At 58.0% G+C, this 15,888-nt stretch carries 15 protein-coding genes; 6 read left to right on the top strand and 9 right to left on the bottom strand.

Going from position 1 to position 15,888, the window contains the following annotated elements; all coding sequences use genetic code 11:
• Window positions 1-201 precede the first annotated feature (201 nt).
• The 4 genes from JNX03_RS12605 to JNX03_RS12590 all read left to right on the top strand — a co-directional run bounded on the left by JNX03_RS12605 (window position 202) and on the right by JNX03_RS12590 (window position 4,678).
• Window positions 202-1,314: an S-(hydroxymethyl)glutathione dehydrogenase/class III alcohol dehydrogenase gene (locus tag JNX03_RS12605; protein ID WP_203212239.1), complete on the top strand. Its 1,113-nt coding sequence runs from the start codon at window positions 202-204 to the stop codon at window positions 1,312-1,314.
• 102 nt (window positions 1,315-1,416) lie between these two features.
• A complete protein-coding gene (locus JNX03_RS12600) occupies window positions 1,417-1,875 on the top strand; it encodes a (2Fe-2S)-binding protein (protein WP_203209379.1) in 459 nt (152 codons plus the stop codon).
• 2 nt (window positions 1,876-1,877) lie between these two features.
• Window positions 1,878-4,118, top strand: a complete 2,241-nt coding sequence (locus tag JNX03_RS12595) for a xanthine dehydrogenase family protein molybdopterin-binding subunit (RefSeq protein ID WP_203209378.1) — start codon at window positions 1,878-1,880, stop codon at window positions 4,116-4,118.
• A complete protein-coding gene (locus JNX03_RS12590) occupies window positions 4,118-4,678 on the top strand; it encodes a hypothetical protein (protein ID WP_203209377.1) in 561 nt (186 codons plus the stop codon). Before JNX03_RS12595 ends, JNX03_RS12590 begins: the two co-directional genes overlap by 1 nt.
• Before the next feature lie 57 nt (window positions 4,679-4,735).
• Here JNX03_RS12590 and JNX03_RS12585 read toward each other — a convergent pair whose 3' ends face one another.
• Window positions 4,736-6,289 (bottom strand): trimethylamine methyltransferase family protein, encoded by a 1,554-nt coding sequence (locus JNX03_RS12585; RefSeq protein WP_203209376.1) that lies wholly within the window; start codon window positions 6,287-6,289, stop codon window positions 4,736-4,738.
• 132 nt (window positions 6,290-6,421) lie between these two features.
• Here JNX03_RS12585 and JNX03_RS12580 point away from each other — a divergent pair, with 132 nt between their 5' ends.
• A complete protein-coding gene (locus JNX03_RS12580) occupies window positions 6,422-7,462 on the top strand; it encodes a pyridoxal-phosphate dependent enzyme (protein WP_203209375.1) in 1,041 nt (346 codons plus the stop codon).
• Window positions 7,463-7,503: 41 nt separating this feature from the next.
• On the opposite strand, the gene JNX03_RS12575 is transcribed toward JNX03_RS12580, so the two are convergent.
• The 5 genes from JNX03_RS12575 to JNX03_RS12555 are packed head-to-tail and all read right to left on the bottom strand — an operon-like array spanning window position 7,504 to window position 12,901.
• On the bottom strand, window positions 7,504-8,952 hold the full coding sequence (locus tag JNX03_RS12575) for a M81 family metallopeptidase (RefSeq protein ID WP_203209374.1): 1,449 nt from the start codon (window positions 8,950-8,952) through the stop codon (window positions 7,504-7,506).
• Complete coding sequence (locus JNX03_RS12570; protein ID WP_203209373.1) at window positions 8,949-9,479, bottom strand: TRAP transporter small permease; 531 nt, start codon at window positions 9,477-9,479, stop codon at window positions 8,949-8,951. Before JNX03_RS12570 ends, JNX03_RS12575 begins: the two co-directional genes overlap by 4 nt.
• Window positions 9,480-9,483: 4 nt before the next feature.
• The gene (locus tag JNX03_RS12565) at window positions 9,484-10,458 is read right to left on the bottom strand and encodes a TRAP transporter substrate-binding protein (RefSeq protein ID WP_231024192.1); all 975 of its coding nucleotides are present in this window, start codon (window positions 10,456-10,458) and stop codon (window positions 9,484-9,486) included.
• Between the two features lie 29 nt (window positions 10,459-10,487).
• The gene (locus JNX03_RS12560) at window positions 10,488-11,771 is read right to left on the bottom strand and encodes a TRAP transporter large permease (protein ID WP_203209371.1); all 1,284 of its coding nucleotides are present in this window, start codon (window positions 11,769-11,771) and stop codon (window positions 10,488-10,490) included.
• Entirely contained in the window at window positions 11,768-12,901 is a 1,134-nt protein-coding gene (locus JNX03_RS12555; protein WP_203209370.1) for an NAD(P)/FAD-dependent oxidoreductase, read from the bottom strand. Before JNX03_RS12555 ends, JNX03_RS12560 begins: the two co-directional genes overlap by 4 nt.
• A 176-nt stretch (window positions 12,902-13,077) precedes the next feature.
• On the opposite strand from JNX03_RS12555, the gene JNX03_RS12550 reads away from it, so the two are divergent.
• Window positions 13,078-13,614, top strand: coding sequence for a helix-turn-helix domain-containing protein (locus JNX03_RS12550; RefSeq protein WP_231024193.1), 537 nt, complete (start codon window positions 13,078-13,080; stop codon window positions 13,612-13,614).
• A 156-nt stretch (window positions 13,615-13,770) separates the two neighbouring features.
• Here the strand turns inward: JNX03_RS12550 and JNX03_RS12545 are convergent, their stop codons facing one another.
• From JNX03_RS12545 to JNX03_RS12535, 3 genes are read right to left on the bottom strand one after another with little or no spacing between them, the layout of a single operon-like run.
• Window positions 13,771-14,091 carry an NIPSNAP family protein gene (locus JNX03_RS12545; protein WP_203209368.1) on the bottom strand — a complete coding sequence of 107 codons (321 nt, stop codon included), beginning with the start codon at window positions 14,089-14,091 and terminating at the stop codon, window positions 13,771-13,773.
• On the bottom strand, window positions 14,088-14,561 hold the full coding sequence (locus JNX03_RS12540; RefSeq protein WP_203209367.1) for a TRAP transporter small permease: 474 nt from the start codon (window positions 14,559-14,561) through the stop codon (window positions 14,088-14,090). The genes JNX03_RS12545 and JNX03_RS12540 overlap by 4 nt, the downstream gene beginning before the upstream one ends.
• Window positions 14,558-15,844 (bottom strand): TRAP transporter large permease, encoded by a 1,287-nt coding sequence (locus JNX03_RS12535; RefSeq protein ID WP_203209366.1) that lies wholly within the window; start codon window positions 15,842-15,844, stop codon window positions 14,558-14,560. The genes JNX03_RS12540 and JNX03_RS12535 overlap by 4 nt, the downstream gene beginning before the upstream one ends.
• Window positions 15,845-15,888 lie beyond the last annotated feature (44 nt).

Here is a 15,888-nt window from a genome sequence, read left to right as displayed (position 1 = left end):
GTCGTAGATATTAATCACTGATGGTGATTTATATCCGCCTCGGAGCGCTGTGTTTTGGCCGGTTGGTAGAATCCGCTCCGGAGAGCTCCGACGCTTTCCCGTAAGGTGTCGCATCTGAACCCTCAGGCGGTGCTGCTTGCCTTGACAAGCCGCCCGCCCTTAAGCTTCCTGCGCAAAACAATTCCGGAGGATACCCCCATGATGAAAACCCGTGCCGCCGTTGCCGTTGAGGCAGGAAAACCGCTTGAGATCATGGAGGTGAACCTCGAAGGCCCTCGCAAAGGCGAAGTTCTGGTTGAGATCAAAGCAACCGGTCTGTGCCATACAGATGAATTCACCCGTTCCGGCGACGATCCCGAGGGCATCTTCCCGGCCATCCTTGGCCATGAAGGCGCAGGCGTTGTTTTGGAAGTGGGCGAAGGTGTGACCACACTGGAACCGGGCGATCACGTGATCCCGCTCTACACGCCCGAGTGCCGCGAATGCGAATATTGCCTCAGCGGTAAGACAAACCTGTGCCAGAAGATCCGGATCACCCAAGGGCGCGGTCAATTGCCGGATGGCACAACCCGCTTTTCCATGCTGGATGGTACGCCCATCCATCACTACATGGGCTGTTCGACGTTCGCCAATCACACGGTTGTGCCTGAGATCGCGCTGGCCAAGGTGCGCAAGGACGCGCCGTTTGACAAGATCTGCTACATCGGTTGCGGCGTCACTACGGGCATCGGCGCGGTGATCAACACCGCCAAGGTCGAGATCGGCGCGCGTTGTGTTGTCTTTGGTCTGGGCGGTATCGGTCTCAATGTGATTCAGGGTTTGCGTCTTGCTGGCGCGGATCAGATTGTCGGTGTGGATCTCAACGACGACAAGGCCGAGACGGGCAAGTATTTCGGCATGACCGATTTTGTGAACCCGTCCAAGGTTGAGGGTGATCTGGTCGCGCATCTGGTTGAACTGACCAAGGGCGGCGCCGATTATTCCTTTGACGCAACTGGCAACACCAAGGTGATGCGTGACGCGCTCGAATGTGCGCACAAGGGTTGGGGCGAAAGCATCATCATCGGTGTGGCTCCGGCCGGTGCCGAGATTTCGACACGTCCCTTCCAACTGGTGACAGGGCGTGTTTGGCGCGGCACCGCATTTGGCGGTGCCAAGGGCCGCACAGATGTGCCCAAGATTGTTGATTGGTACATGGACGGCAAAATTGAGATTGATCCGATGATTACCCACAAGTTGAAGCTTGAAGAGATCAACCACGGGTTCGAGCTGATGCACGAAGGCAAAAGCATTCGTGCGGTTGTCGAATTCTGATCTGAAAAATGACCCAAGGTAACCCGTAGCCACAACAGGTTGCGGGTTGCCGACACAAACGGCGCTCCTAAATTGAACGAAACAGTTCAGCAGGAGCCGCCCATGAAACTCATCGCCAACGGAAAAGAGCACGCTGTGGATGTCGAAGATGACATGCCGCTGCTTTGGGTTTTGCGGGACGAATTGGGGATCACCGGGCCGAAATATGGCTGTGGCATTGGGCAATGCGGAGCCTGTACAGTGCATGTTGACGGTATTGCGGTGCGATCCTGCCAATTGGCGGCAGCGGATGTGGATGGCGACGTGACCACCATCGAAGGGTTGGGCACACCGCAATCATTGCATGCGGTTCAGGCCGCTTGGGTGGATCATCAGGTAGCACAATGCGGCTATTGTCAGTCCGGCCAGATCATGCAGGCCGCATCCTTTCTGGATCTGAACCCGGAACCTTCGGATGATCAGATCGATGCCGCGATGAGCGGCAATCTGTGCCGCTGCGGCACCTACCCACGCATTCGTGCTGCGGTGAAGACCGCCGCTGCCAAGTTGCAGGAGGCCTGATCATGGGACGCGTGCGCACGATTGCCCGCCGCAGCTTTCTGGTTGGGTCTGCCGCCGTTTTGGGCGGTGTGGCCTTTGGCACCTATCTTTACAAACGCGAGGTCGAGAACCCGCTTTTAGATCAGCTCGCGCCAGGCGAGGTGGCCTTTAATCCCTATGTGATGATCGATAGGGATGGCATTACCCTGATCACGCCCCGTGCGGATGTGGGGCAGGGTGCCTATTCTGTTCAGGCACATCTGATTGCCGAAGAGTTGGATGTGGATGTGGCGCAAGTTCGCCTTGATCCCGGCCCGCCAGCCGCAGCCTATTACAACCACGTGGTTGCCGTTGAGGGGATGCCGATAGCGGCGGTTTCCGACAGCTTCTTTGCAAAAGCAGGACGCGGAGCTGCCGATGTTGCGGGCAAGCTGCTGGGGCTGCAACTTACTGGCGGGTCTTCAACCGTGCCCGATATGTACGACCGACTGCGCGAGGCGGGTGCGATGGCGCGAGAAACCTTGGTTGCGGCGGCGATGGCACAAACCGGTTTGGCGCGGGATCAGCTTGATACCGCGGAAGGCGCGGTGATCCTGCCTGATGGCACGCGGCTGCTCTATGTCGATCTTGCGGTGGCGGCAGCCGAAACGGACCCTGTGCAAGATGCGCCACTGCGGAGCCCATCTGAATGGAAACATTTAGGCAAGGCTCACCAGCGCAGCGATATCGTTCCCAAATCGACCGGCACGCAAGCCTATGGCATTGATTTGCGAATGGATGGTCTGGTCCATGCCACCACCCGGACCAACCCGGCGCGCGGGGGCGGAATTCTGGGCTATGACGCGTCAGAAGCCGAAACAATGCGTGGCGTGCGGGCCATCTTTCCGATCCGTGACGGCATTGCCGTCGTCGCGGATAACACCTGGAGGGCCTTTCAGGCTGCGGATGCGGTTGATTGTGAGTGGGGCGACAGCCCTTACATCGGTGAAACCGAGGCACAGATTGCAACGCTTGATGCGGCGTTTACCAATGAATTGCAGGACAGCCGGTTTCGCGATGATGGCGATGTAGAAGCTGCGTTGGGCACTGGTGACGTGATTGAGGCGACTTACCAAATCCCCTATCTGGCACATGCACCGTTGGAGCCGATGAGTGTTGTTATCAAACTGGCCGCTGGACGGCTGGACATCTGGACCGGTACGCAAATCCCGCGGTTTATGCAGGTCAACGCAGCCAAGTTGGCTGGGCTGGAGGCCGAGCAAGTGTACGTTCATGTCCTGATGTCTGGCGGCAGTTTTGGTCGGCGGCTCGAGGATGATTATGTGCTGCAGGCTGTCGAGATTGCTCGGCAGATGCCGGATGTGCCGATCAAGATGACCTGGAGTCGTGAAGAAGATTTCACGCATGATTTTCCCCGCCCCATGCAATTGGCGCGCGCCCGTGGGAAGGTGGCGCAAGGTGCGGTGACGGCGTTTGATCTGGGCATTTCTGCAACCTCCGTAACGGAAAGCAGCCTTGGTCGTTTGGGCCAACCGGCGATGGGGCCGGACGTGGCCATCGTCGCAGGCGCATGGGACCAACCCTTTGCCATTCCCGACTACCGCGTCACCGGATATCGCGCGCCTGCGATGGTCCCGGTCAGTTCCTGGCGTTCCGTTGGGGCATCGGGCAACGGGTTTTTGCACGAAAGTTTCATGGATGAGCTATGCCATGCGGCGGGTGCCGATCCCTTGCAGGAACGCCTGCGCCTGTGCAGTCACGAGGTGTCGCGCAAGGTTCTGGAAACTGTTGGCGAGATGTCGAGCTGGGGCAGCGATCTTGGTCCCCGGCGTGGGCGCGGGGTTGCCTTTGTGCTGGCCTTCGGCGTGCCTGTGGCACAGGTAATTGAGGTCACAGATACCGATGCCGGTATTCGTATCGACAAGGTTTTTGCTGCGGCAGATGTGGGACGAATCTTGGATCCGGTGAACTTTGAGGCGCAGGTTACAGGCGGTGTGATCTGGGGGCTTGGCCATGCGATGAATTGCGAGCTGACCTATGAGGGCGGCGTGCCACAACAGGACAATTACCACGCCTTTGAGGGCATGCGCTTGTACCAGACGCCGCAGATCACGGTGCGCGGACTGGAAAACGGCGACAAGATCCGCGGCATTGGAGAACCGGGCGTGCCGCCTGCCGCGCCTGCCTTGGCCAATGCGATCTTTGATGCAACCGGACAGCGCATTCGCGAAATGCCCTTTGATAAACATGTGAGGTTTGCCTGATGCGCTATGCCTTTGCTTTGATGATGTTGGCGTCCCCTTTGGCGGCGCAAGACACCGCCAGCCGTGCCGAGGGTTTACAAGCCTGGGACAAGATCTTTGAGGTCACATCGCATCCGCGTTGCACAAATTGCCACGTCACCGAGGATCGGCCGATGTGGGAGGGGCTTGGCTATGGCGCCGGGGCACTCCACGGGATGTATGTGCGGGCCGATGAAAGCAGGATCGGGGCAGAAACCATGCCCTGCCGAACCTGTCATGTGACCAGCGCCGCGGAAAACACTGTGCCGCATGCGCCGCCGCATATTGACGATGCCTGGCGGTTGCCACCGGAGGAATTGGCGTGGTTGGGCAAATCCTCTGCCGAAGTTTGTGTGCAGTTGCGCGATCCAGAGACCAATGACGGCAGCGACATCGCGGATCTGATCGACCATGTGCAAAGCTCTGCCTTTGTCCGCTGGGGATTCACTCCCGGCGCGGGCCGCTCAGCGCCAGAGGGAACCGTGGCCGATCTGGCGCGGGAGCTGGCGATCTGGGGGGCAGCGGATACCCCTTGCCGATAGTGCCTTTGGCAGGCGAAGCGCAGGAGTTTTTCCAGCCAAATGAAGCGGGGCAGCGCTTTAGTAGCTTTGGTTGAGTTCGTCGCAGGCCGGGATTTCGGCCTCACGTTTGGCAATATATGCACGTAACTCTTCATCCTTTGCGATGTCGAGATGCGGCTCTTGGTATTCGGATAGTAACTTGCGGGCATGGATCAGAGCGCGTTCGGTGATTTCTTTGCTGCCGTCCGCCTGCCATTGTTCGATGGAGTTGTTGTCGAATAGTTCAGGCATAAAGAACGCGGTTTGAAAATTATCTTGGGTGTGAGGATGGCCAAGGTAATGCCCGCCTGGTCCAACATCGGGTACGGCGGCAAGCGCCTCCTCAAAATCGTCAAAGTTTGGACCTTGCGCCATGCGGTGTGCCATGGCGCATTGTTCGGCATCGACGATGAATTTTGCGACTGAACAATGCATACCCGCTTCGTTCCAACCCGCCGAGTGCCAGATGTAGTTGGCACCTGCATGCATCACCGATGAGAGGGTCGTGGCACTTTCATACCCGGCCTGTGCGTCGAATGTCTTGGCCCCGCCCAATGTGTTCGAGGTCCGCCATGGCACATCGTAGTGCCGCGCCATTTGGCCAATCATAAAGTTCATCAATGAGATTTCCGGCGTGCCTGCCATCGGCGCGCCCGACTTCATGCTGACGCTGGAGAGGTAATGACCATAGATCGCAGGGCAACCTTTGCGGATCACCTGCGTGTAGGCCAGTGCCGATAGGGCTTCGGCGTTCAACTGCGCAACAGAGGCGGCGACAGAGGCGGGCGTATTGGCCCCGCCCAGCACGAAGGGCGAACACAGCACCGGTTGATTGGCGCGGCAGAAGGCCCGCATTGCGCCAAGCATGGTCTCGTCCCAAACCAGCGGCGAATTGCCATTGCAATTGCCAGTAACGACAGGGTGCTGTTCAACAAATCCGGACCCGAACAGGATGCGGCACATGTCGATGACGTCTTCGGCGTTTTTGGGGCTGGTGGTCATCCCCATGAAAGTTTTGTCGGAGTATTTCATGGATGAATACGTGATCCGCAGATGACGCTGGCTGATCGCGTGATCATAAGGCTCGACGATGTGATGGGCGCTGGAATGCAGGGCGGGCATCATATGGGCCAGCTTGTGGAACATCGCCAAATCATCCAGCGTCGGATTGCGGCGCACATCATCGAGATCACGCAGATAAGGGGCACCGGTCATCGGGACAAACATCGCGTCGCGCCCGCCAAGGGCGAGGTTCTTGTTTGGATCGCGGGCTTGGTATGTGAACCGCGCTGGAATGGATGCGATCAGATTGCGCACCAGTCCGCGATCCAGATACACACGGTCGCCGACCACCTTGGCCCCGGCCTTGCGCCAATCCGCGAGAGCGATGTCATCGCGGAACACCACGCCGACATTTTCCAGAATGTCCATGGAGGCCGCATCAATACGTTTCACCTGTGATCCCGTCATGATTTCGCAGGTGGGGATCTTGTTGTGGATGCCAGGCAGCATGCAAACATTGGTGGCTTTCCGCAGGGCCCGCCGGGCGGCGCGGCCGCCGGAGCGCGCTGGCGCTATAGCTTGATCTGTCATGGCGAACCCTTTCTGATTTGCACTCAGGCTTGCACATAAGCGACGTCGCTGGTTGTCCAATGGCGAAGTGTTTTCCGCAAAAGAGGCCGTAAATCGCTTGACCTGTGGGCGGCTGCGTAATGGAGTGCTGGCATGGATATTTTGCACAACACCCGCCCGGCAGCCGTGACTGGCCTTGATCGTGTTCCTTTTCCGTCGGTTGATGCGGATGCGCCGATGGCGTTGCTCCGGCGGTGCCCGGCGGCGGGGCAAACGCCGCTGATGCCAGCCAAACCAATTGCGGCACAGGCAGAAGTGGCTGAAGTGTGGATCAAGGACGAACGCGCCCGGATGGGGCTGGGCAGTTTCAAGGCGCTGGGCGCGGCTTACGCTATTGCTCATGACGCAGAGCAGGGTCGTGCAAAAGGCGCAACCTATGTAACGGCCAGCGCGGGAAATCACGGCATGTCCGTGGCCGCAGGGGCGGCTGCATTTGGGGCGAAAGCGGTTGTCTATATCGCCGAAACCGTGCCTGAAGCCTTTGCTGCCCGCTTGTCAGATCAAGGGGCTGAGGTGGTGCGGGCTGGAGACAATTATGAGGCGTCCATGGTCGCAGCGGCGCAAGCTGCGACTGACAATGGCTGGTGGCTTTTGTCGGACAGTTCGTGGGAGGGATATATGGATTACCCCTACCGCGTGATGGAGGGGTATCTTGCCCTCATGGCGGAGGCGATTGAACAGATGGAGCAAGTGCCCAGCCATATTTTTTTGCAGGCGGGCGTTGGCGGCCTTGCGGGATCATGCGCGGCGCTGGCACGGCAGGCGTGGGGCGATGCGCCAAGAATAATCGTGGTGGAACCGGCATTTGCAGCAGCGCTGCACAGTTCCATCGCCGCCGGTAAGCCAACCGAAGCCGGCGGTCCGGTCAGCAATATGGGGCGTTTGGATTGCAAAATGCCATCGCTGATTGCCCTCAAGGGGTTGGCACGCGATGCGGATGATTTTGTTTTACTGTCCGAGGCTGAGGCCGAAGCGGGCGCTGGCGCTATGATGGTGGCCGGGTGGCCATCGACGGAATCCGGTGCTGCTGGTGTTGCGGCCTTGCTGGCCACATCGGCTGACCAACGTCAGGATTTGCATTTGACGAAAGATGCGCGGGTTCTGTGCATTCTGAGTGAAGGGCCGGAAGGGTAAACTCCTGACCTCTAGAAGTCTCGGGCCGGCGGGGACTGATTTCAATCAAAGGGGTTTTCCGTCTTGGGCCAGTAATTGTCATCCCGCTTGGTGAAGGGGATGATTGTGAAATCGGGTGGGATCGCCCCTGGCCCTTTCATGTGAATAACCTCTGAAGCGATGGGCGCAAAACCTGCGTAGAAATGTTGCGAGCTTTTCACGATGACAGCTTTCATCGTTTGCAGGTCTATTCCCAGATCGGTAAAGGCGCTGGGGTGAAATGTCTGGCTGCGCAAATCATTGACCACAAGATGCACGCCGTCCGCTTCGAGCCAAACGGCGTTGCCCATCGGCATTTTACTGCCGCCAAGTTCCTGCGCCATGTCACTTTTTGCACCGCGTACCGTCACGCGCAAATCAACCGGATCGCCGGAGGTCTTGCCCAGTTTGCCACCGATCCTGACATCCATGGTACTGCCTACGCCTGCCTCGGTACACATGCGCACCATGATCGGATCCCAGTAGATGCCAAGGGCGACGTCCTTCATGCCTTTGGCCAGCACTTCCTGCAGCACAAAAGTTGAATCCGACGGTGCCCCGCCGCCCGCGTTATCGGCAAAATCGGCCAGGACGAAGGGAAACTCGGTGCCAGATTGGACCTTGTCCAGAGCTTCGGAAATGGACGGATAAGACGCGCGAAGCTGTTCGCGCAAGCCCCATAGCTTCATTCCAAACTCTTTGGCGACAGCCTCGGCCTGGTCAGCGTTTCCATCGGTGATGGCGATCATGCGTGTCCCGGTGCGCGGACTGTCGCCCCATGGAAATCCGTGGGTCAAAGAGAGGCTCAGAACCCCGTCTTGCCCTTCTCGGGCCATCATTTCATCGACAAAACTGCGCGCTGGCTCGAAAGGCGTGTGATACATCGTGAGCATGCGGCAATCGTAATCCCGCATCACCGGTTTGATCTTGTCTTCGGCGGTATCCGCAACGATTGCAAACAGCTCTTGTGCGCGTTCACGGCTGTCGGTGTGAGGGTATTCCTTATAGGCGACAATGGCATCCATTGCTTGCATCATGTCTTCGGTCAGATGGTGATGGGGGTCCAGCTCCATCCCTATGATGGCCTTGTCTCCCATGATGGAACGGGCGCGTTTGGCCAGATCGCCTTCGCAATCATCATAGCCATCGGCGATCATCGCGCCATGCATGCTTAGCAAGATGATATCCGGTTGGGCGGCCTCGATATCGGACAGTATCTCATCGCGATATTTTTCGTATACGGAACGGATGGTTGGTCCGGCCGGCTGGGCAAAGGCACTGAGACTTTCGACCACTTCCCAACCACGCGCCTCGGCGGCGGCGCGCCATTCGTGAAGTGGCGCGGAAAACAGGTTTGGGGTCTCCTCGGTGGCCCGGCGCGACACAAAGGTCTCTTCAAACGATTGCTCACCCGTTGGAATGGGAGAGAAGCTGTTGGATTCGGTGGCAATCCCGGCAATCAAGACTTTCATGAAGGGTTCCTTTCAGTTTGGTCCGCAAAGGCGCCGACCAATTGTGCGATCAGGTGAATGGCAATCAGGGTGAACGCGATGGGAATGGCGATACCAAACAACGACATTGGCACATCCATTGTCTCTGCTTGCCGTCCGGCCAAACGCGCCAGATAGCCGCGGGCGGGGTTCATGTTTGGACCAAAGAAGGAATACCAGAGGATTGGGGAGATAAAGGCCAGCACGCCGATGGTTCTTAAGACGGCACGCAGTTTGCCAATGGTGCCTTTTGGGTTTTGCAGGGCGGGAAACAAAGACGGATCTGCGTTCATACGAAACGCGCAGGACGCACCCAGCAACCCGGCCCAAACCATCGAAAAGCGGGCAAGCTCTTCGGTCCAGGCGGGCGGTTGAGCGAGAAAGTAGCGTGCGATCACCTGCCAGCCGGCAGCCGCCAACAGCACCAGCACCGCCAAGACAGCACAAACCAGAGCGATCCGGTGCAGGTGGTAGGACAGCCGGTCCAGCATATGGGCAATCGCACGCATCCGTTTAGTCCTTGATCGCCGCTTTCCATGCGTCAAGCGCGCCGTCTGGCATCGGGATGTTGCCCCAGATGGCTTGGGATGCCTCGCGGAATTCGCCGCGTTTTGCGTCGTCGAGCTTGATCACTTCGACACCGGCCTCTTCCAGTTTATCCAGAACCGATGCCTGGTTCTTGAGCCATTCGCGGTTTGCGGTGTTGGCCGCCTCTATGGCTGCATTGACGGTGTCGCGCTCTGCATCGGACAGGCCTTGATACCAATCTTCGGACATCACCGCAGCGCGTGAGGACGGCACGATCTGAGCGTCGGTGAAATGTTTGATAAATCCTGTGTGGCCAAAGAGAAGCGGTACAAAGGATGGGTTCAGATATCCGTCAGCCACACCGGTTTGCAACGCGTTTGGCACCTCGGCCCAGCTGACAATTGTGCCCTGTGCACCCCAGGCTTTGAAGATTTCGATCTGTGCTTCGTCCAGCGCCCGCATGCGCAAACCCTCCATGTCCGCCATGGATTTTACGGATTTGTTGGTTGTGAAGATCCCGGCGGCATCGCCAAGATAAACCACGTTGGCCACGCGGACCCCTTTGGGCGTGGTGCCTGCGTTGATCCGTTCCAGCATCCCGCCTTTGGTCATGGCCTTGTCGATCTGGTGGTAGTCCTCAAAAAAGTAGGGGAGAAAGACCCCAAAGATCGTGCCATCAAGTGTCCCGGCGGATTTCACGTCGGACATGGACACTTCAAGCAAGCCTTGGCTGACTTGATCAAGTTTTTCCGCCTCGCCGCCAAGGGCGCCCCGTTCGTATTCTACCGCTTCCATACCGTTCGCGTTCAGATATTCGGTAAAGGTATGCGCCCAGACATAGGTGCCCGAATCCATGCTGGCGGGGCTGTCGAGCGCGACCTTGATTTCAGCGAATGCCGGCGCTGCAAGTCCCAGCACCAAAGCGCTTGCCGCGCCCATCAGAGTTTTCGAAATTGTCATAGTCATCCTCCCAGATTTGAAGTCATCAGTTAATTCCACAGACCCATGAGCCTTGGCAGGACCAATGAAATGTCCGGCACAAAGACCAACAGGCCCAACACGAGTATTTCCGCAATGACGAAGGGAATGACCTTTGCGGCCAATGCCCAATAGTTCATGCCAGTCACGGTCGAGACGATCAGCAGGCAGCCCCCCAAAGGCGGCGACACCAGTCCAATCGACAAATTGAAACAGATCACGATCCCCAGGTGGACAGGATCGGCCCCGTTCAACAGGGCAACAGGCGCCAGCAACGGCACCAAAAGCGCAAGGGCAACCGTGATGTCCAGCAGCATGCCTGCGAAGATGAAAATCAGGTTCATCAACAACAGAAAACCAATCGGCCCAAGCCCCAGATTTTCAACGGCAACTGAGATCGCCTGCGGCACCCGTTCAAGCGAGGCAACATGCCCCAGGGCGGCAACGGCGCACAGAATGATGAAGATCGATCCGGTCAAGGTCGCCGTCCGCTCAAGGCTTTCGCGCAGATCGGCCAAAGAAAATCCAGTATAGAAATATCCCGCGACGAATGCGGCAACAACGGCCACGGCGGCCGCTTCGGTTGGCGTCATCCAGCCAAACACGATCCCGCCGACAATGATCAACGGCAGCGACAGCGCAGGCAGCGCGGCGCGAACTGCGGGAAGGATGGCAACGGCCTCTTCCTTGGACAGGCGCGGGTGGTCCTCTTTCCAGGCGAAAAAGGCGTTCATCACAAACAGAACAGCGGCAAGCAAGAGCCCCGGAATGATGCCGGCCACAAACAATGCAGCCACCGAGGTCTGCATCAGCGCGCCATAGAAAATGAGGATGATGGATGGTGGTACAATCGGGCCGATGATGGCAGAGGCCGCCGTGATCGCACCGGCATATGTTTCGGAGTAACCACGTTCTTTCATTGCAGGCACAAGCGTGTTTGAAAGTGCTGCTGCATCTGCGATGGCCGATCCAGAGATTCCGGCAAAGAAGACGCTGGTCATGATGTTCACATGGCCAAGTCCGCCGCGCAGCCGTCCGACCAGTGCCATGCTCAGGTCAATCAGCGCCTTTGTCACGCCGCCGCGGTTCATCAACTCGCCCGCCAGAATGAAAAGCGGCATGGCCAACAAGGAAAACACGCTGATTTGCGAAAACACCTTTTGCGGCAGGATTGCCAAGTATCGCGCATTTTCGGTTGCGATGAACGACAGGACGGCAACACCGCCGATGACATAGGCCAAGGCCAATCCCGATCCCAGAAGCAGGACCACAGTCAAAGGAAGCAGCCAGATCAAGCCGGAACCCTCAGCCGTGCGGGCGACAGATCTTGCACGCGAACCCCTTGATCAACGATGTCTTGTGGCACATCGCGCCGCAGCACCTGAGAGGCTGCAAAACGTGCCAGTGCTGGCGATGATTGAATGCCGTAGCCGCCTTGACCGGCAAGCCAATAGAACCCTTCTGCATCTTCGGCGTATCCAGCAACGGGTGATTTGTCCTGAACAAAGCTGCGCAGACCTGCCCACTTGTTTTCAATGCGGCGCACGGCAACGTCAAAAGCCGTTTCAATCCGGTCGACGCAGATCGCGATATCCATTTCCTCCGGTTGGGCATCACAGGGGGCAGAAGGCGTTTCGTCTGCAGGAGAGATCAGCAAACGCCCGGCATCGGGTTTCAGGTAAAACTGTTCGTCGATGTCGATGGTGATCGGCAGGTGATCTGTCGCCAGTGTTTGCGGCGCTGCGATGATTGCGGCGGTGCGGCGTTTCGGTGTCAGGCCAATTTCCGCGATGCCCGCCATTTTGCCAACCACATCAGCCCAAGCGCCGGCTGCGTTTACCACCACCCCAGCGTTTATGGCCGCGGTTTTCAGTTGCAATTCCCAGCTTGCGCCGCTGCGCGTAAGGGAATGCAATTCACTCCGGGTCAGAAGTGTACCGCCCAAGGTCTTGAACTGTCTCAGATACCCCTGGTGCAGCGCGGCCACGTCTATGTCCTGACCGTTGCTGTCCAGCATCGCCCATTTGGCATAGCCCGGTCGCACCAGTGGATTGACTTCAAGCAAAGCAGCTTCGTCCAGTCGCGATACGGAGGCGGCGGCGCCCACCTCGGACAAAAGTGTGTCGAGCGATGGTTCCTGATCTGCACGGGCCATCATCAGGATCTTGCGCGGCGCGAACAGGTCTTCCTGGGCAAAGCCGTCGGGCGGGGTGCGGAAAAACGGCTCTGACGCGCGGGTCAGCGCCCGCACCGGAGCCGGGCCATAGATAGGTGCAAAAACCGCCGCTGATCTGCCTGTGGTATGATAGCCCGGTTGCGCTTCCATTTCGATCAGGACGACACGGGCTTGCGCCGACAATTCAGCCGCAATCGAAGCACCTGCGATCCCCGCGCCGATCACGGCAAAATCAAAACTCTGGTCCATCGCTTTGGAGGTCACTTTGCTTGGTTCCGGATTCCATTGGCTTACGATGGGAGTGGTGGTAACATGTTTTCCAATCGGAAAATAGGGAAATTTTCGCATTGGAAAATTCTGAACTCACTTCATCCCTGAATTTGGACCCAACGGACACCGCATCAGAATCGTCCCTTGGCGTGCGCGTGCGCCAAATTCGCAAGGCACGTGGCTGGAAACTCAAGGATTTAGCGGATCGCACGGGTCTGGCTGTTTCGACCATTTCCAAGATGGAACGCGGCGAAATTTCTTTGACTTATGACCGGTTCATGCGACTGGCGCAGGGGTTGGGCATGGACGTGGGCGAACTTTTCGACGCTGACGCCGAGGGGTTTTCGCGTGGTTCCGTGACCATCACCCGCGCGGGTGAGGGGCCGATTCACCGCTCTGACACTTATGACTACGAAATGATTGCCGGTGATTTGGCGGGCAAACACATGATCCCGATGATTGGCCATGTCAAAGCCAACAGTTTCTCGACCTTCGAAGATTTCATTGCGCATCCGGGGGAAGAGTTCATTCATATCCTCAAAGGCGAAGTGACCGTTTACCTCAAGGGGCGTGATCCTGTGGTGCTCTACCCCGGTGACAACCTCTATTTCGATTCCGGGCTTGGCCACGCCTATGTCTCCACAGGTGCAACCGATGCGGTTCTGCTGGGCGTTTGCTGGAAGCCGGGGTAGCGCCGGTTGTTTTTTTGATCCTAGGTTGATGGTTCCCTTTTGGCCCGCCACATCGCGACGACTGCAATGATTGCGAAAACGGTCAACACTGCGGAAACGGGTCGAAGACGCGCGTGTGCCACACTGTCTTCGACGTTCTGGCGGCTGGTTGATCGCTTATTTGGGCTCAAAGAAGGGGGCAGGGGTCAGGATCGTATTGACCTGACTGGCAAGATTGCCGCTTTCGCTGCTGAGTTTAAGAAACTTCTGCCAGTCCGGGTCCGCAGCCAGCGCGGCGCGTCTGGCGCTGCGGTCTGCCGCATCTTTGTAGACCCAGATATGAACGTAGGAATTAACGTCACCGGTTTCGACCGCGCCATAGACCGCGGGCTCACCCAAATGCTTGCGCTGCACTTCCCAGCCGTGATCGGCATAGAGCTGCATGTGTTTTTTGATCCGGCCCGGATGGCAGGTATAGGTGCGGTGATCATAGATCATGAATTGATCTCCTTGTTGGTGGTTAATTTGAAAAGATCGACGCAGGCATAGATGCTCATCACTGCGCCCGAGATGGGGATGGCGGCATAGAACAAGGATGTCGGCAGATCGAGAATCGGGGTCAGCGCACGTGCATCAAGGGTGAGGGACGCGCCGTACCATGTCATTGCGGACAAGAAGCACAGGCTGATGAGCGCAATCAAAATGCGCAGCAGGCGCGAGGGCGCTGGTGGCAAGGCGTCTATCAGCCAATGAACCTGAAAATGATCCTTGTCCCGCCAAAGGGCAGCGGCGCCGATAAAGACCATCCAGGCAAAGAGGCCCTGCACCACCTCATCGAACCACGCGAAACCAGCAAGCTGGAAGGTCCGCGCGACCACGTTGATGAACAGCAGCAGGAACAGCAGGCTAAGGCATGTGATCGGGATGATCCGCAAAAGCTGACCGATGCGGTGATCCAGCGCGCTCATGGTCCCATCACCAGATTGGGCAGCCAGGTCGAGACTCCCGGCACCGCGACGACCAACACAAGAACCAGTGCAAGACCGATGAGATAGGGCACAAGGGCGCGGGACAGACGCCCGACTGGCATCTGCGCCACCGAAGCAACGGCAAAAAGCACCATTCCAACTGGCGGAGTGAGCAGGCCCAGCATTGAGCACATGATCATGATCACACCAAACTGAACCGGATCGACACCAATCTGCTGCATCACCGGCAGGAACAACGGCACGGTCAACACGATAACGGCAATCCCCTCTAGGAACATGCCCAACACCAGCAGGATCGCGACGACGATAACCAGAATCACGGCGGGATTTTCAGAAAACCCAACCATCGAGGAAACAAGCGCATCCGGCACGCGCTGGTGGACCAGAAGCCAGCCAAAGAAACCTGCTGCGGCGATGACAAACATCACGCGAATGGTGTGTTGCAGAGTGCTCCAGAAAATGCCGGGCAGGTCGCGCGGGGTAATCTCGCGGTAGACGATCATGGACAGGAACATTGCATAGGCGCTGGCGGCAACGCCGGCCTCGGTGGGTGTGAAGAGCCCACCAAAAATACCCGCGATGATGATGACCGGGGTCAAGAGGGAGAGGGCAGCGCCCTTGAAACTTTCCCAGATCTCGGACCAGTCAATGTGATCGGCTCGCGGCATCTTGTGGCGCAATGCCACCAGCCAGACCGCCCCCATCAGGGCCAGCGCCATCAGAACGCCCGGGACCACGCCGGCAAGGAACAACTGTGCGACTGACACGCCGGTGATAGAGGAATAAAGGACAAATGGGATCGAGGGGGGAAACACCGGCCCAATGGTTGAAGAGGCCGCGGTGATCGCCGCGCTGAAGTCGGGATCATAGCCCTTGTCGGCCATCGCCTTGAGTTCAACCTGTCCCAAACCGGCAGCATCCGCCACTGCAGCCCCGGACATGCCGGAGAAAAAGAGCGATGCCAGGACGTTGACCTGACCCAACCCGCCGCGCACATGACCCACACAGGCATTGGCAAAGCGAAAGATGCGTTCGGTGATGCCGCCTGTATTCATCAGCGTGCCCGCCAGAATGAAAAACGGGATCGCCAGAAGAGTGAAGCCGGTTGTTGCGGAGAACATGCGCTGCGGCAGCATTGCGAGAATGCGAAAGTCGCCTTGCAATGCGTAAAAGCCAACCGCCGTCAGGCCTAGCGAAACCGCAATCGGCACACCAATGGCGATCAACAGCACCAGCACACCCAGAATGATAAACGTCGTCATGTGATAAGTCCTGAATGGGGCCGCCCGCGACCCATTGGACCGCG

This window comes from Sulfitobacter mediterraneus (assembly GCF_016801775.1).
GTDB lineage: Bacteria > Pseudomonadota > Alphaproteobacteria > Rhodobacterales > Rhodobacteraceae > Sulfitobacter > Sulfitobacter mediterraneus_A.
The sequence above is the reverse complement of the archived record's forward strand: the minus strand, read 5'-3'. Positions and strand labels throughout refer to the sequence as shown.

Bases quoted from the DNA above. Each gene is read 5' to 3' on its own strand.
- JNX03_RS12575 (WP_203209374.1), bottom strand. From the start codon at position 8,952: ATGAAAGTCTTGATTGCCGGGATTGCCACCGAATCCAACAGCTTCTCT.
- JNX03_RS12545 (WP_203209368.1), bottom strand. From the start codon at position 14,091: ATGATCTATGATCACCGCACCTATACCTGCCATCCGGGCCGGATCAAA.
- JNX03_RS12605 (WP_203212239.1), top strand. From the start codon at position 202: ATGAAAACCCGTGCCGCCGTTGCCGTTGAGGCAGGAAAACCGCTTGAG.
- JNX03_RS12535 (WP_203209366.1), bottom strand. From the start codon at position 15,844: ATGACGACGTTTATCATTCTGGGTGTGCTGGTGCTGTTGATCGCCATT.
- JNX03_RS12555 (WP_203209370.1), bottom strand. From the start codon at position 12,901: ATGGACCAGAGTTTTGATTTTGCCGTGATCGGCGCGGGGATCGCAGGT.
- JNX03_RS12570 (WP_203209373.1), bottom strand. From the start codon at position 9,479: ATGCGTGCGATTGCCCATATGCTGGACCGGCTGTCCTACCACCTGCAC.
- JNX03_RS12540 (WP_203209367.1), bottom strand. From the start codon at position 14,561: ATGAGCGCGCTGGATCACCGCATCGGTCAGCTTTTGCGGATCATCCCG.
- JNX03_RS12565 (WP_231024192.1), bottom strand. From the start codon at position 10,458: ATGACAATTTCGAAAACTCTGATGGGCGCGGCAAGCGCTTTGGTGCTG.
- JNX03_RS12590 (WP_203209377.1), top strand. From the start codon at position 4,118: ATGCGCTATGCCTTTGCTTTGATGATGTTGGCGTCCCCTTTGGCGGCG.
- JNX03_RS12585 (WP_203209376.1), bottom strand. From the start codon at position 6,289: ATGACAGATCAAGCTATAGCGCCAGCGCGCTCCGGCGGCCGCGCCGCC.
- JNX03_RS12600 (WP_203209379.1), top strand. From the start codon at position 1,417: ATGAAACTCATCGCCAACGGAAAAGAGCACGCTGTGGATGTCGAAGAT.
- JNX03_RS12580 (WP_203209375.1), top strand. From the start codon at position 6,422: ATGGATATTTTGCACAACACCCGCCCGGCAGCCGTGACTGGCCTTGAT.
- JNX03_RS12595 (WP_203209378.1), top strand. From the start codon at position 1,878: ATGGGACGCGTGCGCACGATTGCCCGCCGCAGCTTTCTGGTTGGGTCT.